Source organism: Haloprofundus salilacus (genome assembly GCF_020150815.1).
Taxonomy (GTDB): domain Archaea; phylum Halobacteriota; class Halobacteria; order Halobacteriales; family Haloferacaceae; genus Haloprofundus; species Haloprofundus salilacus.
The window spans coordinates 1,352,012-1,376,236 of the sequence record NZ_CP083723.1 but is presented as its reverse complement, the minus strand read 5'-3'; the positions used below and the strand labels follow the sequence as shown (position 1 = coordinate 1,376,236).

General features: G+C 65.8%; 27 protein-coding genes and 1 pseudogene. 8 read left to right on the top strand and 20 right to left on the bottom strand.

All coding sequences use genetic code 11. The annotated features are described in order from the left end of the window. The first annotated feature begins 46 nt into the window (after nt 1-46). Nucleotides 47-385 carry a hypothetical protein gene (locus LAQ58_RS07025; RefSeq protein WP_224449888.1) on the top strand — a complete coding sequence of 113 codons (339 nt, stop codon included), beginning with the start codon at nt 47-49 and terminating at the stop codon, nt 383-385. A gap of 82 nt (nt 386-467) precedes the next feature. Further along, nucleotides 468-1,757 (top strand): MFS transporter, encoded by a 1,290-nt coding sequence (locus LAQ58_RS07020; RefSeq protein WP_224449887.1) that lies wholly within the window; start codon nt 468-470, stop codon nt 1,755-1,757. Between the two features lie 15 nt (nt 1,758-1,772). Here the strand turns inward: LAQ58_RS07020 and LAQ58_RS07015 are convergent, their stop codons facing one another. The 4 genes from LAQ58_RS07015 to mce form a co-directional block, all read right to left on the bottom strand. Further along, the gene (locus tag LAQ58_RS07015; protein WP_224449886.1) at nt 1,773-2,948 is read right to left on the bottom strand and encodes a winged helix DNA-binding domain-containing protein; all 1,176 of its coding nucleotides are present in this window, start codon (nt 2,946-2,948) and stop codon (nt 1,773-1,775) included. Between the two features lie 129 nt (nt 2,949-3,077). Next, nucleotides 3,078-4,226, bottom strand: a complete 1,149-nt coding sequence (locus tag LAQ58_RS07010) for an acyl-CoA dehydrogenase family protein (protein WP_224449885.1) — start codon at nt 4,224-4,226, stop codon at nt 3,078-3,080. A gap of 213 nt (nt 4,227-4,439) precedes the next feature. Further along, nucleotides 4,440-6,302 (bottom strand): o-succinylbenzoate--CoA ligase, encoded by a 1,863-nt coding sequence (menE, locus tag LAQ58_RS07005; protein WP_317988543.1) that lies wholly within the window; start codon nt 6,300-6,302, stop codon nt 4,440-4,442. A 126-nt stretch (nt 6,303-6,428) separates the two neighbouring features. Beyond that, complete coding sequence (gene mce, locus LAQ58_RS07000; RefSeq protein ID WP_224449884.1) at nt 6,429-6,812, bottom strand: methylmalonyl-CoA epimerase; 384 nt, start codon at nt 6,810-6,812, stop codon at nt 6,429-6,431. Nucleotides 6,813-6,886: 74 nt separating this feature from the next. Between mce and LAQ58_RS06995 the strand changes: the two are divergent. Beyond that, nucleotides 6,887-7,176: pseudogene (locus tag LAQ58_RS06995) on the top strand (YbjQ family protein). 32 nt (nt 7,177-7,208) lie between these two features. On the opposite strand, the gene LAQ58_RS06990 reads toward LAQ58_RS06995, so the two are convergent. Continuing rightward, on the bottom strand, nt 7,209-8,039 hold the full coding sequence (locus LAQ58_RS06990) for an SDR family oxidoreductase (protein WP_224449883.1): 831 nt from the start codon (nt 8,037-8,039) through the stop codon (nt 7,209-7,211). A 161-nt stretch (nt 8,040-8,200) separates the two neighbouring features. On the opposite strand from LAQ58_RS06990, the gene LAQ58_RS06985 reads away from it, so the two are divergent. Then, a complete protein-coding gene (locus LAQ58_RS06985) occupies nt 8,201-8,707 on the top strand; it encodes an MOSC domain-containing protein (protein WP_224449882.1) in 507 nt (168 codons plus the stop codon). Nucleotides 8,708-8,740: 33 nt separating this feature from the next. Here the strand turns inward: LAQ58_RS06985 and LAQ58_RS06980 are convergent, their stop codons facing one another. After that, a complete protein-coding gene (locus LAQ58_RS06980) occupies nt 8,741-9,700 on the bottom strand; it encodes an acetamidase/formamidase family protein (RefSeq protein WP_224449881.1) in 960 nt (319 codons plus the stop codon). A 130-nt stretch (nt 9,701-9,830) separates the two neighbouring features. On the opposite strand from LAQ58_RS06980, the gene galK reads away from it, so the two are divergent. Continuing rightward, nucleotides 9,831-11,006, top strand: a complete 1,176-nt coding sequence (gene galK / locus LAQ58_RS06975) for a galactokinase (protein WP_224449880.1) — start codon at nt 9,831-9,833, stop codon at nt 11,004-11,006. Between the two features lie 159 nt (nt 11,007-11,165). On the opposite strand, the gene LAQ58_RS06970 is transcribed toward galK, so the two are convergent. Together LAQ58_RS06970 and LAQ58_RS06965 are read right to left on the bottom strand one after the other, a co-directional pair. Beyond that, on the bottom strand, nt 11,166-12,404 hold the full coding sequence (locus LAQ58_RS06970) for a mandelate racemase/muconate lactonizing enzyme family protein (protein ID WP_224449879.1): 1,239 nt from the start codon (nt 12,402-12,404) through the stop codon (nt 11,166-11,168). Between the two features lie 93 nt (nt 12,405-12,497). Continuing rightward, a complete protein-coding gene (locus LAQ58_RS06965; protein WP_224449878.1) occupies nt 12,498-12,875 on the bottom strand; it encodes a hypothetical protein in 378 nt (125 codons plus the stop codon). A 183-nt stretch (nt 12,876-13,058) separates the two neighbouring features. On the opposite strand from LAQ58_RS06965, the gene LAQ58_RS06960 reads away from it, so the two are divergent. Next, entirely contained in the window at nt 13,059-13,334 is a 276-nt protein-coding gene (locus tag LAQ58_RS06960; protein WP_224449877.1) for a DUF5305 family protein, read from the top strand. Beyond that, the gene (locus LAQ58_RS06955) at nt 13,335-13,487 is read left to right on the top strand and encodes a hypothetical protein (RefSeq protein ID WP_224449876.1); all 153 of its coding nucleotides are present in this window, start codon (nt 13,335-13,337) and stop codon (nt 13,485-13,487) included. A gap of 113 nt (nt 13,488-13,600) precedes the next feature. Here the strand turns inward: LAQ58_RS06955 and LAQ58_RS06950 are convergent, their stop codons facing one another. The 3 genes from LAQ58_RS06950 to LAQ58_RS06940 form a co-directional block, all read right to left on the bottom strand. After that, nucleotides 13,601-14,182, bottom strand: coding sequence for a DUF7344 domain-containing protein (locus LAQ58_RS06950; protein WP_224449875.1), 582 nt, complete (start codon nt 14,180-14,182; stop codon nt 13,601-13,603). Between the two features lie 178 nt (nt 14,183-14,360). After that, complete coding sequence (locus LAQ58_RS06945; RefSeq protein WP_224449874.1) at nt 14,361-14,744, bottom strand: DUF5658 family protein; 384 nt, start codon at nt 14,742-14,744, stop codon at nt 14,361-14,363. 158 nt (nt 14,745-14,902) lie between these two features. Further along, nucleotides 14,903-16,201, bottom strand: a complete 1,299-nt coding sequence (locus tag LAQ58_RS06940; RefSeq protein WP_224449873.1) for an HAD family hydrolase — start codon at nt 16,199-16,201, stop codon at nt 14,903-14,905. A gap of 122 nt (nt 16,202-16,323) precedes the next feature. Between LAQ58_RS06940 and LAQ58_RS06935 the strand changes: the two genes are divergently transcribed. Beyond that, nucleotides 16,324-16,773 (top strand): DUF5799 family protein, encoded by a 450-nt coding sequence (locus tag LAQ58_RS06935; protein WP_224449872.1) that lies wholly within the window; start codon nt 16,324-16,326, stop codon nt 16,771-16,773. A gap of 45 nt (nt 16,774-16,818) precedes the next feature. Here LAQ58_RS06935 and LAQ58_RS06930 read toward each other — a convergent pair whose 3' ends face one another. The 9 genes from LAQ58_RS06930 to leuB all read right to left on the bottom strand — a co-directional run bounded on the left by LAQ58_RS06930 (nt 16,819) and on the right by leuB (nt 24,194). Then, complete coding sequence (locus LAQ58_RS06930) at nt 16,819-16,968, bottom strand: DUF7557 family protein (RefSeq protein WP_224449871.1); 150 nt, start codon at nt 16,966-16,968, stop codon at nt 16,819-16,821. A 115-nt stretch (nt 16,969-17,083) separates the two neighbouring features. Further along, nucleotides 17,084-17,617, bottom strand: a complete 534-nt coding sequence (locus tag LAQ58_RS06925; RefSeq protein WP_224449870.1) for a PTS fructose transporter subunit IIB — start codon at nt 17,615-17,617, stop codon at nt 17,084-17,086. Continuing rightward, a complete protein-coding gene (gene ptsP / locus LAQ58_RS06920) occupies nt 17,614-19,329 on the bottom strand; it encodes a phosphoenolpyruvate--protein phosphotransferase (protein WP_224449869.1) in 1,716 nt (571 codons plus the stop codon). Before ptsP ends, LAQ58_RS06925 begins: the two co-directional genes overlap by 4 nt. Before the next feature lie 2 nt (nt 19,330-19,331). After that, nucleotides 19,332-19,613 carry a phosphocarrier protein HPr gene (ptsH1, locus tag LAQ58_RS06915; RefSeq protein WP_224449868.1) on the bottom strand — a complete coding sequence of 94 codons (282 nt, stop codon included), beginning with the start codon at nt 19,611-19,613 and terminating at the stop codon, nt 19,332-19,334. Next, nucleotides 19,613-20,077, bottom strand: a complete 465-nt coding sequence (locus LAQ58_RS06910; RefSeq protein WP_224449867.1) for a PTS sugar transporter subunit IIA — start codon at nt 20,075-20,077, stop codon at nt 19,613-19,615. Before LAQ58_RS06910 ends, ptsH1 begins: the two co-directional genes overlap by 1 nt. Nucleotides 20,078-20,115: 38 nt before the next feature. Continuing rightward, nucleotides 20,116-21,285 carry a PTS fructose transporter subunit IIC gene (locus tag LAQ58_RS06905; RefSeq protein ID WP_224449866.1) on the bottom strand — a complete coding sequence of 390 codons (1,170 nt, stop codon included), beginning with the start codon at nt 21,283-21,285 and terminating at the stop codon, nt 20,116-20,118. 117 nt (nt 21,286-21,402) lie between these two features. Then, complete coding sequence (pfkB, locus tag LAQ58_RS06900; protein WP_224449865.1) at nt 21,403-22,320, bottom strand: 1-phosphofructokinase; 918 nt, start codon at nt 22,318-22,320, stop codon at nt 21,403-21,405. Further along, the gene (glpR, locus tag LAQ58_RS06895) at nt 22,317-23,081 is read right to left on the bottom strand and encodes an HTH-type transcriptional regulator GlpR (protein ID WP_224449864.1); all 765 of its coding nucleotides are present in this window, start codon (nt 23,079-23,081) and stop codon (nt 22,317-22,319) included. Before glpR ends, pfkB begins: the two co-directional genes overlap by 4 nt. Nucleotides 23,082-23,216: 135 nt before the next feature. Further along, nucleotides 23,217-24,194: a 3-isopropylmalate dehydrogenase gene (gene leuB, locus LAQ58_RS06890; protein WP_224449863.1), complete on the bottom strand. Its 978-nt coding sequence runs from the start codon at nt 24,192-24,194 to the stop codon at nt 23,217-23,219. Between the last annotated feature and the right edge of the window lie 31 nt (nt 24,195-24,225).

Here is a 24,225-nt window from a genome sequence, read left to right as displayed (position 1 = left end):
GCCGAGAGATGCGACGAGCAAAGTCCTCACACCTCGAATAGTAGGTATGGACGAACCGACCGTGGCGGAGGAGTGGCCCGACCGCCCACTGAGCGGCGACGAAGCGCGCGGGTTGCTGGACGACGAGACCCGCGTCGTCCACGTGATGGACCACGACCCGGCGACCCGCGGCGTCGTACTCAGAGACGACGACCCAGGCCCGGACGAGGCGATTATCGAAATCGTACTCGAAACCGACGACGAGTACCGCATGTACAGCTACACCCGCGACAACGACGGGGCGCGCTGGATGAATTACGGCACTGAGCGAAAGGGAACCAACGGGGCGGAGCCGATGCGTGCGACGCTGGAGAGCTACCGGGTGCTCGCCTCGAAGGACGAGTGAGGAGTCGCGAAGCGCGCGGCAAATCGCGGAAACGCGGGCCGCCACCGAATCGTTCAGGAGGAGCGCCGGAGAACCGGCCGACGTGCGAACCCCATCGTTGGACGCCGTGCGCGGCTTTCGTCGGCCGGTTTATCTCGTCTCGCTCGGCCAACTTGTCAACCTGTTCGGCTCCGGTCTCGTCTACCCGTTCGCGACGGTTCACTTCCACCTCGAGGTCGGCATCTCGCTCGGCGTCGTCGGCTTCGGTCTCCTCCTCAACAACGTCGCCACCGCGGTCGGCACCGCAGTCGGCGGGTTCGCCGCCGACCGAATCGGCCGCAAGCCTGTGATGGTGACGAGCATGGCGCTGTCGACGCTGACCCTCGCCGCCTACGCCGCGGTGACGAACGCGGCCGGTTTCGTCGCCGTTGCGACGGCCGCCGGACTGACGCTCGGTCTCTTTCCGCCCGCGAGTCAGGCGATGATAGCCGATTTGACCGACGGGAGCGAACGCGACAGAGCCTTCGCGCTCCTGAAGGTCGCCAACAACGCCGGGTTCGGTCTCGGATTCGTCGTGGGCGGCGTCCTCTACACCATCGCGCAGTTGGCCGTCTTCGTCGCCGACGGACTCACCTGCGGCGTCGTCGCAGTGTTGCTCTGGGCGACGCTGCCGCGGGTTCGACGCGGCGACGACGGAACGAGTTCGGAGACCACCGCGGCGTCCTCACTGGCGTCGGCGCTGTCGGACTGGCGACGCGCTGTCACGCGACCGCGAATTGTCTTTCTCGCGCTTCTCAACGTCGGCTTCGCGGTAATGTACGCACAGATGCAGGCGACGGTCCCCGTTGTCGCTACCGAGACGCTCGGCCTTACGTCGGCCGAACTTGGGACGCTCTACGTGCTCAACCCGATAGTCATCGTCACGCTCCAGTTGCCGCTCGTCGCCGCCGTCGCCGACTGGCGACGGACCCGGGGACTGGTCGTCTCGGCGGGTTTCTGGGCGGCGGCGATGCTCGCCGTCTGGGTCGTTGCGCTCGGCCCCGTCGTCGGCGCGTCAATTCCGGTCGCTGCAGGCGTCGCACTCGTCGGCACGTTTCTCGTGCTCCGGACGCTCGGCGAGATTCTACACTCGCCGCTTGTCTCCTCGCTCGCCAGCGACATCTCCTCCGAGGCCAAGCGCGGGACAGGTCTCTCGCTCGTCGAAATCGCCAAACGGCTCGGCTTCGGTATCGGCGCAGCTCTCGGCGGCGCGTTCTTCGATCTGGGGATCGAGGTCTGGCTGTGGCCGACGCTCGCGCTCGGATGCGTCGGTCTCGCCGTCGGCGTGCTGGCGCTGGAGCGTCGCGTGACGCCCGCCGAGAACGGGGCGGCGCGAGCGGCGACGGCGGACTGAGCCGCGAAACCGCGTTCAGTCGACGAATCGGAGTTCGATTTCGATGTCGAGAAACCGGCCCACGTCCTCGACTTCGTCTCGGAGCGGCACTTCGAGGTCGGGGTCGAACGGCTCGAACGGGTCGACGACGGCTGCCGTCGTCGCTCGCGAGCGGTCGAGTCGCCATGTTCCGGTGACGTGGCCGTCGACGACGAGCGTCGGACGGATGATGCCCGCACCCGGCCAGACGCGCGATTCGTGTTCTCTCGGTATCGGGCGGTTCTCCTTCTCGTAGCCGAGCAGGTAGGAATCGTAGCCAGGGACGAGTCGGACGCGGTCGGCCGCGTCGGCCGCACCGCGCGAATCGGTCGAGTTCGTCGGCTTCGTCGCCGACTCGTACGCTTCGAGGTCGTCAGTGAGCATCGCGGCTTGCGTTCCGTCGACGGTTACCTCGGTCGTTTCGTCGGCGACGAGGCCCCACGCGAGCTTCACATCGCGCACGTACAGCCCCGACCACGCCGCGAAATCGTCCATCGACGCGGGCTGGAACGCCCGGAGGTAGCGGCGGGCGAGTTCGACGAGCGCGTCCTGCCTGTCCGGCGGGTCGTCGAACTGCACCCACTCGTCGAGCAGGTCGTAGGCCGTCTGTCCCTCCTTGGGCGCGACTTCGCAGAGAATCCCGAGCAGCGCGGCGCGGCGGACCAGATGATACGGCGCTTGACTTTCGGAGTCGACGCCGACGCCGCTTTCGCGGAGGACGCGAGCGATCTCCTCGCGGGTGAGCGGTCCTTCCTCGCGGAGTGCGTCGCGGATCACCTCCATCGCGCGGTCGATTGCGGCCTCGTCGAGACCCATCGCTTCGAGTCGTTTCGGCTCCGGTCCCCGGGAGACGAACGTCGACCCGAATATCGGGAGCAACAGCGCGAGATCCGAAGCGGCGACGAGGTGGAGCGCTCCGCGAATGCACCACGTCCTGACGACCGACCGCTCCTCGTACAGCGCGCGTTCGAGGTCCGCCTTGGTCAGCGTGCTACTTCGTGCGCGCACGCCGAGTGCGGCCGCCGGTTTCTCTTGGGCCTGGATGCCGGAGACGGCGGTGAGAAGGTTCGAGACGGTCGTCTGGTCGTCTGTGCGCGGCACGAGACGCTGCGAGCGGAGGCGGTAGCGGGCGGCGGTGGCGGCGGTGAGTTCGGGTGACACGGTCGGTTCCATCGTCGGACCGTCGGCAAGACGGTCGACGCGCTCGGAAACGTCGCCGACGTGTCTAAGGATTTTGTCGCGTTCGCTGGTAGGTGACTCCCGACGGAGAGTGTGACGGGCGAGAAGGCGGAGCGAACTCGCTTACTTCGACTGCCGGTAGATGAGGTTGCGCTGTATCTCGTTCGCGCCCTCGTAGATGACCGGGATGCGCACGTCGCGGTAGACGCGGGCGATGCGGCGGTCGGTGAGAATAGAGCGCCCACCGTGCAGCTGCATCCCGCGTTCTGCGCAGAAGTTCGCGACTTCGGTCGACTTCGTTTTAGTTGCCGCTGCCCAGAAGCCGGCGTTCTCGCCGTCTTGAACTTTCTGGGCGGCGCGCCAGTTGAGCGCGCGGGCGGCCTCGAACTCCATGCGCATGTCGGCGAGGATGTGCTGGACGGCCTGGAACTCCGAGACGTTGCGGCCGAACGCCTCGCGGTCGTGGACGAACGACCACGCCTCCTCGATGGCCGCCGCGGCGAGGCCGAGACCGTGACCGCCGACGGCGACGCGGCCGTGGTTGAAAAAGTCCGCGAGCATGTAGAAGCCGCCGCCCTCGCTGCCGATGAGGTTCTCCTCGGGCACGACGCAGTCGTCGAAGACGATGTGGCCTTGTTTGGAGGCGCGCATCCCCATCTTCTCGGGGATGTGCTCGGCCTCGTAGCCGTCGGTGTCGGTCTCGACGATGAACATCGAGTAGTTCGAGTAGCGGTCCTCGGCGTCGCCGGTTTTCGCGTAGACGGTGAGCCAGTCGGCTTCGACAGCGTTGCCAACCCAGTACTTCTCGCCGTTGAGCGCGTAGCCCTCGTCGACTTTTTTGGCCGTGGTCGTCATCCCCGCCATGTCCGACCCGGTGTCGGGTTCGGAGACGGCGAGCCCCGAAATCTGCTCACACTCGGCGACCGGTCGGAGGTACTCCTCCTTCTGTTCTTCGCTGCCGTAGTGTTCGACGATTTCGCAGCCGAAACTCGCGAGCATGAGCGTGAGACCGATACCGGCGTCGGCGCGGTAGAACTCCTCGGCCAGCGCAAGTACTTGGTACATGTCGTACCCTTTGCCGCCGTACTCCTCGCCGATGTCTTGGGCGATGAGTCCCGCCTCCTGCCCCGCCTCCAGAACCTCCCACGGGTAGTCGCCCGCCCGGAAGTACTCCTCGGCGTTCGGTTCGATCTGTTCCTCGGCGAACTCCCGGGCCGCCTGCTTGACCTCGCAGGCGTGCTCCGGGACGATAGTGTCGTCCAGAAGGTCCATGGTGACACCTCTGTGGCACGTGGTAAAATAGCTCGTGGAACGGTAACTAACGTGCGTGAGGTTTACTCTGCACGTCTGCGTAGAACCGTTTATCCGGCGAAACGGGTGGTTCCAAACGTTGTCGCGTCGAGAACCGCCGAACCGACCCGGAGTAAACGTCGCGTTGGTGGTTTCCGCATCTGTCAGCGCTCTCGGCGGTTCGCCACCCCGAACTCAGCGGTCGTCGGTCGACGACTCTCGTGACTCGTCGACGCCGACGACGTCGTCGGCGTCGCCAGTATCGTCGGCCTCGTCAGCGTCGTCGATGGTATTGCGGTCGGCTTCGTCAGAGGGTTCGAGCGCGTCGTCGGCCGGCGAGTCGTCTTCGGGGGAATCTTCGGTCGACTCGGCTTCTTCGACCACGTCTCCGACGTGGTCGGCTCCGTCGTCGGCCGACTCCGCCAGCTCGGCTGATACTCGCGTCGCTTCGGCGTCGGTGGTAGCCTCGTCTTCTGCCGTGCCCTCCGGTTCGCTAAGTTCGCGCGTCGGTTCCGACGACTCGGCGTCCTCGATGCGGACGCCGTCGTCCAACCGGTCTCGGAGCGCCGCCCGGTCGACGGTCCCCGAGACCGTTCGGGGGAGTTCGTGGTCGAACTCGATAGTCCGTGGGAGTTTGAACCCCGCGAGCCGCTCCCGACAGAACGATTCGACTTCCTCGACGGTGAGATTGGGATTCTTCGGGACGAGAAGCGCCGCGACCCGTTCGCCCCACTCGTCGTCGGGGACGCCGACAACGGCGGCGTCGGCGACGTCGGGGTGTGAGCGGAGCGTCTCGACGATTTCGCCGGGGTCGACGTTCTCGCCGCCGGTGATGATGCGGTCGTCGAGGCGGTTGAGCACGTAGACGCGACCCTCCTCGTCGCGGTAACCGACGTCGCCGGTGTGGAGTCCGTTCGGGCCGAACGCCGCCTCCGTGGCCTCCTCGTCGTCGTAGTAGCCCGGCGAGACGGTCGGGCCGTCGACGACCAACTCGCCGACTTCGTTCGGCGGAAGTTCGGCGCCGTCCTCGTTGACGACGGTCAGTTGCGTCCAGTAGAGCGGGCGACCGACCGTCCCGGGGTTGTCGAACGCCTCCTGCGGGCGGGCGGTCGCTATCTGCGAAGCCGTCTCGGTCATCCCGTACGTCGGATGCACCGGGACGGAGTAGTCGCGGCAGCGCTTGACGAGCGACCGCGGGGCCGGCGCGCCGCCGAGGAGGACGACTCGCAGCGAGTCGGCGAGCGTCCCGCGCGTGTCGAGCATCTGCGTGAGCATCGTCGGGACGAGCGAGACGCACGTGATGTCGTACTGCCCGACGTCGTCGGCGGTCGACCCGGGTTCGTACTCCTCGCGGAGGACAACGGTGATGCCGTAGAGCGGACCGCGCAGAATCGGACCGATGCCGCCCATGTGGTACAGCGACAGCGGCACCAACCAGCGGTCGTCTGGCGAGATGCCGAGGTGGAACGCGGAGGCGACGGCGCTCGACAGCACGTTCCCCATCTCGAGGACGACGGCTTTCGGGTCGCCGGTCGTTCCCGACGTGAACAGCACCAGAAGCGGGTCCGAGCGCTCCCACTCGGCGGGGACGAACGATTCGGCGGTCACGTCTTTGAACGACTCGACGGCGCTCGTCTGCGGTTCGTCGACCGAGACGAGCGGGACCGCCGCTGCGGTCTCTCCGTCCGCTCCGGTCCCTTCGGCGTGCTCGACCGCTTCGACGGCCGTCTCCTCGGTCGTCTCACCGCAGACGAGCGCTGTCAGGTCGGCGCGGTCTATCTGCGGGCCGAGTTCGGCGGCGGTGAGGCGGTCGTTCAGGGGGACGAGCGTCGCACCGAGTCGCATCGAGGCGTGGACGAACAGCACGTACGCCACCCGACTGTCCATGAGGACGCCGAGGTGGTCGTCCGGTTCGACGCCGAGGGCGGCGAGGCGGCCCGCCGTCTCCTCGACGGCGGCGTCGAGTTCGGCGACGGTCCACTCGGCCCCCGAATCGGCGACGACGAGCGCCGTCGCCGTCGGGGACGTCTGTGCCCGGTGCGAGAGCCAATCGCGCATACCTCCGGATGGCAGTCGGAGCACAACTGTCTTTGCATCGGCATCTCCCGACGGTATCGGCTGTCGTAACCGGCTGTACAGCTTAGACGAACGTCGAGGTGTCGGAGAATAAAACGCGTCTCCCGCTCAGTGCTCGACGAACTCGACGAGGACGCCGCCGGTCGATTTCGGATGCAAGAAGGCGACTTGATGTCCCCACGCACCGGGTCTCGGTTTCTCGTCGATGAGTTCGACGCCCGCCGCTTTGGCCGTTTCGAGCGCCGACTCGATGTCCTCCGTCGCGAGGGCGAAGTGATGGAGTCCGGGTCCGGTGTTGTCGAGATAGCGCGCGATAGCGCCGTCGGCGTGCGGTTCGAGGAGTTCGAAGTAGCCGTCGTCGAGTTCGAGAAAGACGACGGTCATCCCGTCGAACTCCTCGCGGTGGGCCTCTGGGGCGTCGAACAACTCTCCGAACAACTCCGCGAGCGCGTCGGCGTCGGGGGTGGCGACGCCAGCGTGATCGAACTGCATACCCGGGCTTCGTCGGGTGAAAAGATAAATCCCCGAACGACAGCTCGGGGAGATTGTAACTCTCCAGAAGTGATATGACCGCAGGTCGCGAAATCACCGAGACGCTCGGTGTCGTCCGCGAAAACACGGTCCGCGCCCGCAACATCGGCCGCGACATCACCCAAGGTCTGCGAAACGTGGTCGGCGGAGAACTGAAAGGCTACACCGAACTGATGTCCGACGCCCGCGAGGAGGCTCTCGAATGGAAGCAGAAGCCGAGGAATTGGGCGCGGATGCCGTCGTAAACGTGCGGTTCGTCACCTCCAACATCGCCCAGAGCGGGGCGGAGTTGCTGGCGTACGGGACCGCCGTTAAATTCGACTGAACCAGAGCGTCGAATTTCGAAAAGGTCCGCCGTTACTTCCCGAACACGCGCGAGACATTGCGGGCGACGCGCCATCCCGCGTCGCGGACCCAGCCCGGGAGGTGACCGCCGAGAACGAGCGCTCGACCCTGCATCCCGACGGGATAGCGCTCGCGCGGTTTCGGCGCGCTGGCAGCGCGAACGATGGTCTTTACCGCCTCGTCGGCGTCGCCGCCGAGGTCGGCGAGGTCCGGCAACCAGTAGTCGAGCATCCGGTAGAGGTCGGCGTACCGGCCGCCCTCGGCGACTCGGTCGTCGAGTTCCGAGAAGAGGTCGTCGACGAACCCAGTGCCGATGACGCCGGGTTCGACGAGTATCGCGTCGACGCCGAACGGTTCGAGTTCGGCGCGGAGCGCCTCCGTCCAGCCCTCGACGGCGAACTTCGAGGCGGTGTAGGCGGCCATCCCCGGCAGCGGGTAGCGACCGACGACGCTCGACAGATTCACGACGCGCCCGATCTCGGAGTCGCGGAGGTGCGGGAGAGCGGCTCTGGTCAAGCGGTGCATCCCGACGACGTTCACCTCGAAGAGGTCGGAGACGTCCCCGGCGTCGGTCTCCTCGACGGCCCCGAGGTGGCCGACGCCGGCGTTGTTGACAACGCAGTCGAGACGGCCCGCCTCCTTGGCGACGTCGTCGACGACCGACCCCGCCTCGGCGTCGGTCACGTCGAGGACGGCCGTCTCGCAGCCCTCGTCTTCGAGCGGTTCGAGCGCATCCTCGTCGAGACCCGTTGCGTAGACGGTCCAGTCGGCGTCCGCGAACGCTCGCGCCGCCCGTCGTCCGGTACCCTCGTCGCAACCGGTGATGAGTACAACCCGTGTCACGGCTTCCGATACTCACGTGTAGCACATAAATCGGGCGCGCGGTGGCACCGCGTGCAACTGGGCGATGCGTCGCGGGTGAGCGTGCGACTCTCATCGACGACGACTCACCAGTTCGACCCGCGCCGACGAACCGCTTTGTGAGTGGGCGTAATAGCCGAAGTATGGCACACGTCGAAACCATCTTCGTCACCGCTGAGGACAGCGCCCCGATGGAAGAACTCGACAGCGTCGACGCCGTCGAGGGAGGACTCAGCGGCGACCGCTACCAGACGGGGCGCGGCTACTACTCGCCGTACGACGTCTGCGAGGTGACGCTCATCGAAGCCGAGGCTATCGACGAGATTCGCGAGGAGTTCGGCATCGACCTGACAGACGGCCGCCACCGCCGAAACGTCGTCACCCGCGATGTCGAGGTCCACGACCTGCTGCACTCGACGTTCCGCGTCGGCGACGCTCTCCTCCGCGGGACGCGTCCCCGGCCGCCCTGCGCGCACGTCGAGCAAGTGGCGGACGAGGAAGGCGTCGCGCAGGCGCTGAAGAACCGACGCGGCGGCATCTGCGCCGACGTCGTCGAACCGGGGACGATCCGCGCCGGCGACGAACTCGAAATCGTCGAGGAGGACCCGCAGATGATGGGTCGGAAGATAGCCGAGCGGTTGGGGCTGTAAAGACCGCTGTGGGAGCGACGGGCGAGTGCGAGACTACGGGAAGATGCTCTCCGGCAGGTACGCCGTGACAGTCCAGTTAGGCGCGTCGACGACTTCGCTTATCTTCAGATCGACGGCCGCCGAGCAGAGGATGTACGCCTCCCCGCGCGTCAGGCCGCGCTCGTCGTGCAGGTGGTCTATCATGTGCCGGACCGCCTTCCTCGTCGCCTCCATCAGGTCGCTGTCGATGCCCGTCGTCCCGTACATCCGCTCGTCCTGCCCCGTCGGGGTGAACGGGCCGTCGGTCTCGAACTGCGGCTGTTCGATGTTCGTGTCCTTTCGCACGTCGAAGCGCGCGGTCACGAACATCGGTGCCTCGATGCCCGTGACGCACACCTCGCCGTCGCCCTGCGCAGCGTGGCAGTCCGCCGTCGAGAAGAGGCCGCCCTCGGTCTCGACGGGGAGGTACACCGTCGACCCAGTGGTTATGTGTTTGACGTCCATGTTACCGCCGGTGTCTCTCGGCGGGAGCGTGTCGTGTTCGCCCGGTGCGCCCGGCGCGACGCCGATGATTCCGGGGAACATATCGAGTGGAATCTCGATGCCGTTGACGAACTCGGCCGTCTCCTCGCCAAGGTCCCAGATGTACAGACCCGGCTCCTCGAACTCGTCGGGGAGAAGTCCGAGACCCATCTCGCCGGGCAAGTAGCCGGTGAAGCCCCAGCCCTTGTGCTCGAACTCCAGCAGTTCGACGGCGAGCACGTCGCCGGGTTCGGCGCCTTCGACGGCAACAGGCCCGGTCAGCGGGTGGATTGGGTCGAAATTCGCGTTGGCGAGATCCTCGGCCGTCGAGTCTTTCGTCACCTGTCCGTCGAGCGCGTCGCGGCACTCGAACCGAATCACGTCGCCGGGTTCGACGGTCAGTACCGGATCGATTTCGTTGTCCCAAACGTGGTGGACGTTCACGTCGTCGTCGCTCAGTTCGTAGTCGACAGCGTACTCACTCCGAGACATACGGTATCATGGACCTATGAGAGTAAATATTCCCCGTCGCTCGCGACCGATGTGCGACGGCGTCGATACAGCAGATACAGGGTTTCCGGACGTACACTAATACGGACGGGCGTCGTTAGAAGCACAACAGATGTCGGAGCAACTCGACCGAGCGGCCGACGAACTCGTCGCTCAGTTCGGCGAAGGCGGACGTATAGTCGGCGCGACAGCGCCCGGCCGCGTCAACCTCGTCGGCGGCCACACCGACTACAACGACGGCTTCGTCCTTCCAGCGGCTATCGACCGCCGCACCGCCGTCGCCGCGCGCGCTCGCGACGACGAGACAATTCGCGTCTATTCGGCGGATTTCGCCGAGGCGGCGACGTTCGAACTCTCGAAACTTGACCCGCCCGACGCCGCCGAGTGGGTCGATTACGTGAAGGGCGTCGTCGCAGAACTCCGGGCGGTCGACGGAGGAGAGGCGGTCCGCGGCGCGGAGCTCGCCATCGTCGGCGATGTCCCTCGCGGGGCCGGACTCTCTTCCTCAGCGGCGCTAGAACTCGCCGTCGGCGGCGCGCTCGTGACCGCGTTCGAGTTGGACGTTGACCGCCGGAGCCTCGCCGATCTCGCGTGGCGCGCCGAGACCGAGTTCGTCGGTCTCGACTGCGGCATCATGGACCAGTACGCCGTCGCACTCTGTGAGGCCGACGCCGCGCTGTTTCTGGACTGCCGGGACCGCTCGACCGAACTCGTCCCCTTCGACGGCGACCGCGCTCGCATCGTCGCGGTGGACACGAACGTCGAACACGAACTCGTCGACTCGGCGTACAACGACCGGGTTCGGGAGTGCGCTCGGGGCGTCGACCTGCTGGACGACCGACTCGACGCCGAAATCGGGTCGCTCCGGGACGTCTCTCCGGCGGCGCTCAACGCCCACGCCGACGCACTTCCCGAGACGATCCGTCGCCGCTGTCGACACGTCGTCTCCGAAAACGAGCGCGTTCGACGCGCCGCCGCGGCGCTCCGGGAGGGCGATTTTACCGCCGTCGGCGAGTTGATGTTCGACTCTCACGAGAGCCTGCGCGGCGACTACGAGGTTAGCTGTGCGGAACTGGATCTGGTCGTCGATGTCGCCCGCGAAACCGAGGGCGTCTACGGCGCGCGACTCACCGGCGCGGGGTTCGGCGGCTCTGTCGTCTCGCTCGTCGCGCCGGAGGCCGTCGCCGAGTTCGAGGCGGCGATTCGACGGGAGTATCCCGAGCGGACCGGCGTCGAACCGGATATCTACGACTGCGACGTCGTCGGCGGGTACGCGGTGGAACGGTGACCGAACCCACGAATCGGGTGACTCACAGGCGTCTTGGATGTCGTATCGACGTTTGAACCGTATATAAGCCAGCTACTGCGCGAAAACGGACGGCTCAGACGTACCAGAAGCAAATTTTCTCGTCGTGTGAACGCCTTTCGCGCCGGCGGTATGACGAGGCTACGCCTCGTCAAACAGCTCTTCGCCGTCGACCATGCGCTCTTCGACGACGTCCATGTCGAGCGTCAGGCCGAGACCGGGCTTCTCGGGGATCTCGATGTAGCCGTTCTCGATGACGTCTTCCTGCACCAAATCCTCCCACCAGCCGAGTTCGTAGGAGTGGTATTCGACGGCCAACGAGTTCGGGATGGACGCGCCCACGTGCGCGGAGGCCATCGTCGCGACGGGTGAGGCGACATTGTGCATCGCCACGGGTACGTAGTACGTGTCAGCCAGGTCTGCGATCTTGCGCGTCTCTCGCATGCCGCCGACCTTCGGCATATCCGGTGCGATGATGTCGACGCCCATCGACTCGAGCAGTTGGCGGTGACCGTGCTTGCGGTAGACGTTCTCGCCGGCGGTGATGGGCGTCGAGGTGAACTGCGTCACCTCGCGCTGGACGTCGTGGTTCTCCGGTGGTACGGGGTCTTCGAGCCACCAGACGTCGTACTCCTCGATAGCCTTCGCGAGGCGCTTGGCGCTACCTCCGGAAAACGTCCAGTGGCAGTCGAACGCGACGTCGGCGCGGTCCTTGACGCGCTTGGTCACCTTCTCGACGATTTCGGCCTTGTGGCGGATCTCGCCCGGTCGGAGGTGGCGGTTCGCGCGGTCCTTCTCGTGGCCCGAGGGGACGTCGAGATCGAACTTCAGCGCGTCGTAGCCGAGTTCCTCGACGACGCGCTCGGCCTCGTCGGCGCACGCCTCGGGGTCGGCCTCGTCTTCGGTGTGGCAGTCGCAGTAGACACGGACCTCGTCGCGGTACTTCCCGCCGAGCAGCTGGTAGGCGGGCACGTCGAGAATCTTGCCCGCGAGGTCGTGCAACGCGATTTCGATGCCCGAGATGGCCGTGACGGTGACGCCGGCGATGGAGCCTTCGCCGGACATCTTCTGGACAAGGTGCTCGAAGAGCCGGTCGATGTCGAGCGGGTTCTCGCCGACGAGGAACGGTCGCATCCGCTCGATGAGTTCAGGGACGCCCGCGCCCCAGTACGCCTCACCGGTGCCGACGACGCCCGCGTCGGTGTAGATTCGGACGAGCGTCCACGGGAAGTTCCCGTTGATCATCGTCGTCTGCACGTCGGTGATCTCCACGTCGCGGCCGCCGCCGCGCTCGTTGGAGAGCCCCATCGTCTCCGAAGAGAGGTTTCGCATCGTGTACTCCGCGTTCGGGTCGTGGAGCTCCGCGTAGTTTTTCACCATGGCTACTACTTTACTCTCAGCGTAGTAAAACTTTTTATGGACGAAACGCTCGTCCGCTTCTCAGTCGGAGGATTGCGCCGAAGCTGCTTGTAACTACTGGCTGCCTCGGTCACGACAGTCGTTGTCGTTCTCGTATTGGTGGCTGTCGATGACGAGGGCGAGAATACGCCCCTTGGGCGGGTTAGGCACCGCTCTCACCTTCTCACCCGGTTCGACAGTCGTAGTAGTGTTGTGCATCGATTCCTGACCTGTTCCAGTGACGACCGTCACCTCCTTCGTCTCGAACTCGCCGTCGACAAAGGCGTTACCGCAGCCCGTGAACTGCATCGAGAGGGACGAAGGGCCTTCGTCCGGTACGCACGTCACGCGGATCGAGCGCGTCAGTTCGACGGACGTGTCGTCGGTCTCACCCACAATCGTGAGCGCCACCATCTCCGTGGTCGACTCCTCGCACTCCGCGACGGCAGTCACGTCGACGGCTTCGCCCGGTCCTACGGCATCGGTCGGGTGTCTCCTTGGACGGAAGTACCTACAGTATCGCCGAAGCGGGTGACGAGACGCGTCGCTACGAGGTGACGGAGTCCGTCGTCGTTGCGAACGAGCGAGGACCGCTCTGGTCGGCGGGCGGACCGCTGCTCCTCGTGCTCTCGTTGGTTGGCCTCTCGGGCGTTCTCGCCGCCCCGGCGGTTCGGATACGCCGACATCACGGCGGCGGAGCGGCGGCGACTGGCGTACCTCGACGAGCGCTTGGAGTTCGAGGAGTGGATCTCGACCGTTCGACTTCCGTCGTCGGCGCGGGAGAAACCGAGGGCCGAGGCCTCCTCGTTGGGCGACCTCGTTGACATCGCCATCGACACCCAGAACGCGGTCCTGGCCGACCCCGACGAAGAGGCGTACTACGTCGTCGGCGACGAGTACCTGTACGCGTAGGTGGCACCGAGCGAACAGGACTCCTCGGACGGCGCAGATTCGTCGCTCGGGAGTCTCGACGAGACGAGTACGAACGGTGACACTAGATCGGTAAAATCTGCGGACTCAGACGGCGACAGCGACGGTGTCACCGTCGGCGACGGCGATACGTAACCGTTCGATCGGCCGTCGGCGCGACAGGCGGCGAGCGTACAGTCGAGGTGAGATCGTTATTCGACGAGGCAGTCGGGTACGTCGGCGACGGTGCGATGTCGCTCGACGAACCTCTACGCGTCGTTTTTCCGGTGTCGAAGCTCCGGTGGGAGTCCGGCGCGTCCGAGTCGCTGTCGGCGACCGTGTAAGGTGTGTACCGCCGCGGACGCGACGAGAAGAAGCCCGGGAACGAGCGCGCCGACCAGCGCCGGAATCGCCCCGAACGGCGGTACTCCACCGACGACCGCCCCTGCGAAGGAGAGCGAGAACGCGCCCAACAGGAGATAGTAGACGCTCCATGGGATGTCGTTTCCCGGAACGATCTCCAGATACACGTGGAGGTCGGAGGCCTCGGTCGTCGTGGTGATAGTTCCTCGGTCGCGGTCGTATTCGACGATGCCCGTGTCGTGCATCTTCGGGAGGTGCGACTGCTGGAGCGCGTTGTACACCCGTCGACGCTCCTCGGAGGAGACCGCCGACGGAGACTGACCCGTCTCCCACGCCGCGACCTGTCGAGCGAGGTCGCCGAGTTCGACCGACCCCTCCTCCTGTAAAAGCGCGTGAATAGCGTATCGACGCCGCCGGTTGCTCAGCGTCTCGAAGACGTCTTCGCGCGACAGTGAGAACTCCTTCTCGTCCACTTCGATGACACCCATCGAAGAGCAGTCACTAACGGGGATATTTAAAATTTCCTACTGAAATTGAGCGTATCCCACCGCCGAGTCGAATCTATCCGAACGAATGCGTGCTCGTTCTGGGTGCGACAGACGACGCTCAGGCCGAGCCAGTGGTCGCTTCTCTGACCTCCTGAACAAGCGTATACCGTGTCGCCGACTATCCGAGCATCAGACGGAGGTTGTAGACGGTCGTGAACGCGCCGACGATTGCCAGCGCCACCGGCGGTGCGTAGTACCAGAGTCTGTCGCCGTCGCGCATGGCGTCGATGCTGAGCGCGAGACACGCGAATAACGCGATTAGTTTCAGCCCGACGAGACCGCTCTGACCGAACTGGGCGACGGCCCACCGCAGAACCGGATTCCCCTCTATCACGGTCGGGCTGTAGTTCATCAGCGCGATGGTCGTGACGGTGTCACCGACGCCGTAGCCGGCCGCGGCGAGAAACCAGAGATTCGAGAACTCCCGCTCGTCGAACGGCGTCCCCTCAAACGAGAGCCGGTCGCCGGGGGCGAACGACGACTGTGAGGGACGTAACCGCATCGTGACAATACGATACGCATCTTAAACATAGTATTTTCGTTATCAAAGAGTGTTCATTTTCTGTGAGTGTAGTGCGATTCAACCCGCCATCGGGTCACTCGGTTCGCTCCGAATAGCCTCGAAGCGCCCTGATGCACCCTGATTCGCCCCGACGCGACTCACCCCAGTTTTGCGAGCAAGTTGAGGACGTGAATCGTCCGGAGCATCTCTGCCGACCGACCCCTGTCGAACACCAGTTCGTCGGTCTCCATCACATGCCCCAACACGTCGCGGGAGGAGTGATCCGGGGCGGCGGCGAGTCCGGCATCTTCCTCGGCGGCCCACCGCATCACTCGGAGGTCGGATTTGCTGTCGCCCATCACGAGGACGAACGGGTCGTCGACGCCGAGCACGTCGAGCGCGGACTCGACGCCCGCAGCCTTGTTGAGTTCGAGCGATCCGACTTCGGCGGCGTCGGCGTGGTAGTAGGCGACGTCGATGCGGTCGAACCGGTCGGCGACGACCGGGGGTACGTCTTCGAGCGACAGTTCCGGAGCCGCGTGTTCGGACTCGAGCACCTCGCGGATCTCGTTGTCCGCGTCGGCGTAGTACGCCCGCGCCCACGACGGACTGCGTCCGGTCGCGTCACCGGAATCGGCGTCAGCAGTGTCAGTGTCGTCAGCGTCAGCGATTTCGGCGGCGTCGAGCGAGTTGACGACGGCTTCGTCGACCAGATCGAGCAGGTAGACGAGCGCTTCGTCGATGATCGCCGCGGCCTGATTGCTGCCGGTCTCGAAGTTCGGCTTGAGCGTGACGTTGAACTCGTTGCCCTGCAGATGAACCGAGCGCCGCAGTTCGTCGGCGGCGTTGGGCAGCACTCGCGAGCGAATCTCCTCGAACACCGACTGAATCTCGGGGTCGAGATTCTCGTACAGCAGGCGCTTCGTGTCCGACCCATGCCCCGGCGTGAACACGCCGGTGCCGGCCTCGTAGACGATGCTCACGTCGCCGGAGTGGACGAGTTCGTTGCCGAGCCCCTGAATCGTGAAACCCTTGACGTTCTCCAGCGTCTGGCCGGTGCAGATGACGATGGGGACGCCCGAATCGTGGAACTCGGTGAGCATGTGCAGCGTGTCGCGCGGAATCTCGTTGTCCGTGCGCCCCGCCGAGCGGAGCGTCTCGTCGACGTCCAGCACGAGCGCGTTCACCGCCCGACCGTACTTCGAGTGCAGGTCCAACGCGGTGAACGCCTGTTCGCGGTTCGCGCGCGCGGCGACTTCAGCATACGTCGCACCCATCGCGAACGCCGACCGAATCTCGTCTTTTCGCTCCTCCAGTTCGTCGTTCGCCTCTTGCCAGTGGTCGAGTGCGACGCGCGAGTCGACCGGCGGGAAGACATCGACGAAGTCCTGATACTCCCGCAGCGACTTCGTGTCGAACTCGTCGTACAGTCGATACAGCAGGTCGTACCGCTCCATACTCCGAGAGGGTAGGCCGACGTGATAAGCGCGGCGACAGAAAAACGGCCGTCTCGACGGTGTTCGAGGGGGAGTCGCGCCGGGACACAACGCTGATACCGGCGGTGTGCTAATCGTTGGGTATGCAGAACTGGACCGACAGCATCGTCGGCGAGCGGATGACCGTCGACCGGGAGTTCAACCAGCGAATCCGTGACTCGGCGTTCACGAGTCAGGAGTGGGGACTCGTCATGACCGCCACCGAGTTCGAAATCGAGAACGCCGACGACCCCGAGAACGCGCGCATCGTCGCCAACACGGAGAAAGTCCCGCAGATAATCCCCGAACTGGAGAACGTGCGCTCGCAGATGCAGTCGATGGGCGGCGCACCCGAGGGGAGTAACCGCGGCAGCGGCGGCGGTATCTTCGACTCGATAAAGGGCGCGCTCGGCCTCGGCGGCGGCAGCAGCGGCGTCGACCAGGAACAGCTCGAACGCGCCGAGCGACTCACGCAGGAGTACGCCGATGAACTGCAGTCGCATCTCGAACAGAAAGGCAAGTGGCAGCAGGTCTGCGTCGCTTACCAGGAGTGAGCGGGGGGACGAAGTGGCGGGGCTACGGAGACGGCGTCCGCCGCGTTAGATCTCGTCGCCGCTGTGAAACATCGTCAGTTCGCCCGCTTCGTAGATGTTGATGAGTTCGTTGACTATCTCGTCGTACTCCTCGTCCTCCTCGCGGAGGCTGTCGAGTCGACTGACGGTGTCGTCGTCGAGGTGTATCTCCGGCATGGTTCTCTCTTCACGCGCCACGGTCTTAAGCACCGACCACGGACCCGGTGGAGTCGTCGGGGAGGCTCGCGACGAACCACAACTCTCCCGACCGACTCACGGAAAAAGTCGCGTCTCAGGAGAACAGGCGCTTCAGACGGGCGAACAGCCCCTTGTTCGGGTCGCCGCCTATCTGGTCCGGGTTCGGCGTGTCCGCCTGCACCGCGTCGTCCGGGCCGTCGGTCGTCGCCACGGTGCTCTCCTCTCTCGCACCGGCGCTGGTCGCCTCGTCGGAGGCGGCAGCGGTCTCGACGTTGGATTTCCCGGCCGCGGCCGCTGCTCCGTCGCCCGTACCGCTCTCCTCGACGCCCGCGGCCGTCTGCGCCTCCTCGATGAGCCCTTCTGGGTCGTTAACGGCATCTTTGATCGTTCCCTTCACCAGCGGTTTCTCCGCGAAACGGTCGCGGTTGACCGAGGTGTCGGCGGCGATGATGACAGCGTCGGCCTCGTGAATCTGCTCCGCGGAGAGTTCGTTCTCTGCGCCCATCGCGCCTTGAATCTCGACTTTGATGTCGTGGCCGAGGCGTTCTGCGGTCTGTTCTAAGTTCTCTGCGCCCATCTGACTGTGTGCGATTCCGGTCGGACAGGACGTGACTGCGACGAGTTTCATGATTTTGTGTTCTCTATTGTGTCAGTTATCAGCTGTTCTACTTCACGTTTCGTGCTAGCACGGAGCGTTCGCTCCGCGAGCGCCGACGCCGCTTCTCCGTCCGTCTCCGCAACGTTCGCCTTCACGTCGGGAATCGTGACGGCACTCATACTCAGTTCGTCGAGGCCGAGGCCGACGAGCAGTTCGGTGAGGTCGGGATCTCCCGCCATCTCGCCGCACATGCCGACCCACGCGTCGGTTCCTTCGGCGCCTTCGACGGTTCGCGCGATGGCGCGGAGCACCGCCGGATGTCGGGGGTCGTGCAGTTCAGAGACGCGCTCGTTGCCCCGTGAAGCGGCCATCACGTACTGCGTGAGGTCGTTCGTCCCGATGGACAGAAACTCCGTGCGGGCGGCGAACTCGTCGGCCATGAACGCCGCCGACGGCGTCTCTATCATCAGGCCGAACTCCGGAGTCTCGTGGGCGACACCCTCGCTCTCGAGGTCGGCGGCAACCGAGTCGAGCGCCTCGCGCGCTTCCTCGAACTCCTCGACGGTCGCGACCATCGGTACCATCACCGCGAGGTCGCCTGCGCCGTCGGCCGCCGCACGCAGCAGCGCCCGCAGTTGCGTCTCGAAGAGGCCGGCGTCGACGCCGAGCGAGCGCCGAACGCCGCGCTCGCCGAGGAACGGGTTCTCCTCCTCGGGGAGTTCGAGGTACGGGATGGGTTTGTCGCCGCCGACGTCGAGCGTCCGGACGACGACGCGGCCCTCCGGAAACGCGTCGAGTGCGTCGACGTACGCCTCGTACTGCTCGTCCTCGTCGGGCGGCGACTCGCGTTCAAGAAAGAGGAACTCGGTCCGGTAGAGACCGATACCGTCGGCCCCCTGCTCGACCGCGCCCGCCAGTTCGGCCGGTTGGCCGACGTTCGCCGCGACCTCGATGGGTTCGCCGTCGCTGGTCGCGACCGGTTCGGGGCGAACCTCGGCGCGATCGGTGTCGGCGGCCGCCGCGCGCGTCTCCTCGGTCGGGTCGAGAATCACGTCACCGGTGTCGCCGTCGACGACGACTGCCGTGCCTTCCTCGACGGCGAACAAGTCGTCGCCGACGCCGACGACCGCCGGAAGCGCGAGCGACCGCGCGAAGATGGCGGCGTGCGACGTTCGGCCGCCCGTCGCGGTGACGAACCCCGAGACCACCTCGGGGTCGAGTTGCGCCGTGTCGCTCGGGGTGAGCCGCTCGGCGAAGACGACGCTCCCCTCGGGCAGCGCCGAGAGGTCGGTCCGCTCGCCGCCGACGAGTAGGCGGACGAGTCGGTCGCGGATGTCCCGGAGGTCGTCGGCGCGTTCGGTCATCCGACCTTCCATCCCTTCGAACTGCTCGATGGGTCCAGCGAAGCCCTTGCGGACGGCGTGTTCCGCGGGGAGTCCGGCGTCGAGTTGGTCGCCGACGGCGTCCCCAATCTGGGGGTCGTCGAGGAACTGGAGGTGGGCGTCGAAGACGGCGGCTTCCTCGTCGCCGACGCGCTCGCGGGCGCGTTCGCGCTCGGTCTCCAACTCCTCGCGGGCGGTGTCTCTCGCCTCCTCGAAGCGTTCGCGCTCGGCCGCCGGGTCGACGGCGTCCGATTCCGGCGGGTCGTCGAGTTCGAGCGCCTCGCCGGGCCGGTACCAGACGACGCTGCCGACGCCCGACAGCGGCGTCGCGCCGACGCCGGAGAGTGTTCGTTCGCTCACGGTCACTCCTCGGAGTCCCCTGCCTCGGGCGTCGAGAGAACTTCTTCGAGCGCGTCGAGCGCCGCCTCGGCGTCGTCGCCCTCCGCGACGAGGCGCACTTCGTCGCTGTGGGCCGCGCCGAGGCTCGTCACCGCGAGCATGCTCCCCGCGTTCACCGGCCCGCCGTCGGACCCGACTTTTTCGATAGTGACCTCGGCGTCGTGCTCGTTCGCCGCCTGCACGAACTGCGAGGCCGGACGGGCGTGTAGTCCCGCTTCCGGAACGATAGTAACGGTCCGCTCCATCACGCCATCGCCTCCTTCATCACCGACTGGACCTCCGCGGGCGTCTCGGCGTCGTAGAGGCCCTCCCGTACCTCGTCGTGCATGAGCGAACGCGAGAGGCTGCTCAGGATGGCGAGGTGTTCGTCGCCGCCGCTCTCGGGGACGAGAATCATGAACACGAGGTGCGCCGGTTCGTCGTCCATCGACTCGAAGTCGACGCCCGCGTCCGACCGAGTGAACGCTACCGACGGCCGACCGACGGCGTCGGTTTTCGCATGCGGGATGCCGATTCCTTTGCCGACGCCGGTCGTCGTCTCCTCTTCTCGCTGGAGCAATGCCGCGAGCACGGCGTCTCTGTTCTCGACGCGCCCGGCATCGGCGACAATATCGAGGAGGTACTCGATGCACGCCTCCTTCTCCGTCGGCGGGTCGTTCAACGATATCAGTTCGGCCGGAATCAGACGGTCGATGTCGTTTGGATCCATCGTAGTGTGTACGGTACGCAGTGAAAGTTTATTTTTGGTCAGTCGGAGGTCTGCGGACTCTTTTCGAGTTGCTCGCTCGTCTGCCGAACGTCGGCGACGGTGGTCTCGAAGTCCGGCTTGATGGCCGTCGCGATTACTGCGGTGACGAGCGCGCCGAGCGCAATACAGCCGAGGAACAGCAGCGGGCTGTTCGACAGCGGGACGACGAAGATGCCGCCGTGGGGCGCGCGGACGGTGACGCCGAGACCCATCGACGCCGCACCGGCGACGGCGCTTCCGGCGATGATGCTCGGAATTACCCGGAGCGGGTCGGCCGCGGCGTACGGAATCGCCCCCTCGGTGATGAACGAGAGACCGAGCGGCACGGCGCTCTTGGCGTTCTCGTACATTTCGGCGGTGTACTTCTGCGGCGCGATGAAGTTTGACAGCGCGAGTCCGAGCGGCGGGGTCATCCCCGCAATCATTACAGCGGCCATCGGCGCGTAGATGCCCTCGCTGATGAGGCCCACCGAAAAGACGTAGGCGACCTTGTTGACCGGGCCGCCCATGTCGAACGCCATCATCGCGCCGAGAATCGCGCCGACGAGCAGCGCCTGACTCCCCTGGAGCCCTTCGAGCGTCGCCGTCAGCTCGGCGTTGGCGATGGCGACGGGGACGCCGAGGACGAAGATGACGACGGGCACGAGCACGGCCATCGTCGCCACCGGGATGATGAGCACCGGCATCATCGGTTCGATGAACCCCGGCACGTCTCGCTGCTTGAACCACCGCGCGACGTAGCCCGCCAGGAACCCGGCGACCAGCGCGCCGAGGTAGCCTGCACCGGCTTCGCCACCGCCGAGACCGATAACGTTGCCCGCGGCGACGAGAACCTCTCCTTGCTGAATGATGTACGCCAGGAGGAATCCCGGCGCTAACCCGGGCCTGTCGGCGATGGCGTAGGCGATGTACGCGCCCAGAATAGGCACCATAATGGTGAGACCCGCGCTGCCGATTTGCGCGAGGAACCAACCTATTGACCCGGTCTCGTCGAAGACGCCTTCGACGGTCACACCCCCGGGCAACGACGCGACGGCATACCCCAGCGCCAGGAAGATGCCGCCGATGGTGACGAACGGAATCATGAACGATACGCCGGTCATCAGGTCCTCTTTGACCGAGGTGACGTGCGAGCGAAGCGCGCGTTCTGTGGAATCTCGTGCTGACATGGCTCTTACCCTCACGATTGTTACTGTAACTGTTCAAAAATAGTTTCGGATAGGTTCGTTTGTTTTCGTTTTATTCCGATATAATTACGTGACGACAGCGTCGTCTCGCGACGGCGTTCACAACAGACTGAGAGATACCTGTTCGATACGCTCCGAAACGTCCTTGAACGTCGGAACTCGGGTTCCCGAGACGGCGACGACCGCCGCCGCGACGGCGATTCCGGTTTTGATCGCCTCTGGTTCGGAAGCACCGCGAGCGAACGCCGACAGCACGCCTGACAGCAACGCATCCCCCGCGCCGACAGTGTCGACGACCGACGTATCCAGCGCCGACGCGTGGTACGCCCCGTTGTCGGAGACGAGGATCGCCCCGTCGCCGCCGAGGGAGGCGACGACGCGTTCGTACCGTCCGTTCCGCCCGTCTCGGAGTCGCTCGGCCGCGTCGAGACACTGTTCGACGGTGTCGACCGGCGCGTCGGCGGCGACGGCGAGTTCCTCGCGGTTCGGCTTGCAGAGCGCGTAGTCGGCGTTCAGCCGACGAAGCAGCGGTCCGTCGACGTCGACGACGGTGTCCCACGCGCCGGAGTCGGCGATACGGTCGACCGTCTCCGAACCCGTCCCCGGCGGGAGACTCCCGGCGACGACCACCGTCTCAGGGTCGTGTCGGACGACGGTGTCGACGGCGGCGTCGACGGAGGACGCGGACACCCGGGGACCGCTCTGGTTCACCTTGAACTCGCCGTTCGACGCGAGAATCGTCGTGTTGAGTCGGGTCACGCCGTCGATTTTGACGAAGTCGGTCGCGAGATCGGTGTCGCGGAGCCGACGTTCGAGAAACGCGCCGAAGGCGTCGCCGAGAAACCCCGTCGCGAGCGTCTCCGTCTCCAGCGCGTTAAGGTACTTCGAGACGTTGATTCCCTTTCCGCCGGGGTCGTACCGCGCGGCGTCGGTGCGGGTCACCTGCTCGGGCTCCAGCGGTTCGTCGACGGTGAGCGTGTGGTCCAGCGCGGGGTTCGGTGTCACCGTGAGAATCACGCGGACACCACCTCCAGCGCGAGTCCGGCCCCGTCGAACGCGTCGCGAGCCTCGTTCGGGATATCGCCCGCGGTGACGAACAGGTCCACGTCCGAGAGGTCGGCGAACTGCACGAAACTCCGCTTGCCGACTTTCGTCGCGTCGGCGACGAGGACGACCCGCTCGGCCCGCTCGACCATCAGTTCCTTCATCCGCGCTTCGTCCTCGTTCGGCGTCGTCAGCCCCGACTCCGGCGAGACGCCGTTCGTTCCTAGAAAGAGCACGTCGAAGTTCATGCGGTTCATGAACGACTCCGCCGTCGGACCGACGAGCGCGCGGGTCCGCTTTCGGAGCGTGCCGCCGGTGAGTTTCACCTCGGTTTCGGACTCGCCGAGTTCGACGGCCAACCGCGGCGCGTTCGTCACCGCCAGAAACGAACCGTCCCGCGGCGTCCGGCGCGCCACCTCCATCGTCGTCGTCCCGGCGTCGAAGAACGCCACCTGCCCGTCGACGAGTTCCTCGGCGGCCCGCCGGCCGATAGCGATCTTCTGCTCGAGGTTCTGCACCTCGCGCTGGCCGTATGTCTGCTCACGGCCGACCGTCGTCGCCGGGACCGCCCCGCCGTGGGAGCGCTCGACCATCCCTTCCTGTTCGAGTTGGCGTAGGTCGCGGCGTATCGTCGCCTTCGAGTACTCCAGCGTCGACGCGAGCTCTTCGACCGACCGTCCGTCGGACTCGGTCACTAGTTCGACGATTCTCCGTTTTCGCTCCGCGGGTAGCATCTCGAGGTCCCTCCCGTTTGTGACTGTTTTTCTTCGGCCATAATTGTTTATGTGGATTCTCGCTCGGGAGTACAGAGTCCGAACTCACGAGGCGCCGAGAGAGACGGAACAGAAACGACGGGTACCTCGCCGCGCTTAGAGCCGGTCGACGACGGCGGCCGTCACGTCCTCCGTAGACGCGTCGCCGCCGAGGTCCGGCGTCCGCGGGCCGTCTTCGAGGACGCTTTCGACGGCCGACCGGACGTTCGCTCCGGTTTCGTCGTGGTCGAGGTGTTCGAGCAGCATCGCCGCCGAAAAGAGCGTCGCTGAGGGGTTGGCGACGCCCTCACCCGCGATGTCGGGCGCGGTGCCGTGGACCGGTTCGAAGAGCGCGCGCTGGGGACCGACGTTCGCTGACGGCAGGAGGCCGAGACCGCCGACGAGACCCGCCGCGAGGTCCGAGAGCACGTCGCCCGCGAGGTTGGGACAAACGACCACGTCGAACTGCTTCGGATCGAGACAGACGCGGGTCGCGAACGCGTCCATCAACACCTCGTCGGTGTCGACGCCGCGCTCGTCGGCGACCGAGAGCACGGCCTCGCGGAACCGGCCGTCGGTCTCGCGCATCACGTTCGCCTTGTGTGCGACAGTGAAGCCGTCGTGGTTGTCGGTGGAGACGAACTCGCAGGCGTACTTGGCGAGTCGCCTCGACGCAGAGTCGGTGACGACTCGGGTGAGCGTCGATAGGTCGTCCGAGAGGCGGTCCTCGTGACCTGCGTAGACCCCCTCGGTGTTCTCTCTGAGGAAGACGAGGTCCGTCTCCGATCGGAGCGCGTCGACGCCGGGGTACGCCTTCGCCGGGCGGACGTTGACGAACGAGTGGACCGCTCTCCGAAGCGGGAGGATGACGTCCGCGGCCGTCTCGCCCGCCGCGCCGAACAGCGTCGCGTCCGCGGAGGCGACGAGGTCGTACGTTTCTCGGGGCAGGGCCTCGCCTGTCTCCTCTTTCACCCGGTCGCCCGCCTCGGCTTCGACAAACTCGAACTCGCCGACCTCCTCGAGCACGCGTACGGCCGCCGGAACGACCTCCTGACCGATGCCGTCGCCGGGGATGACGACGATTTCGTCGGTCATTGTCGACCCTCCTCGGTCGGCGCGCTCGCCG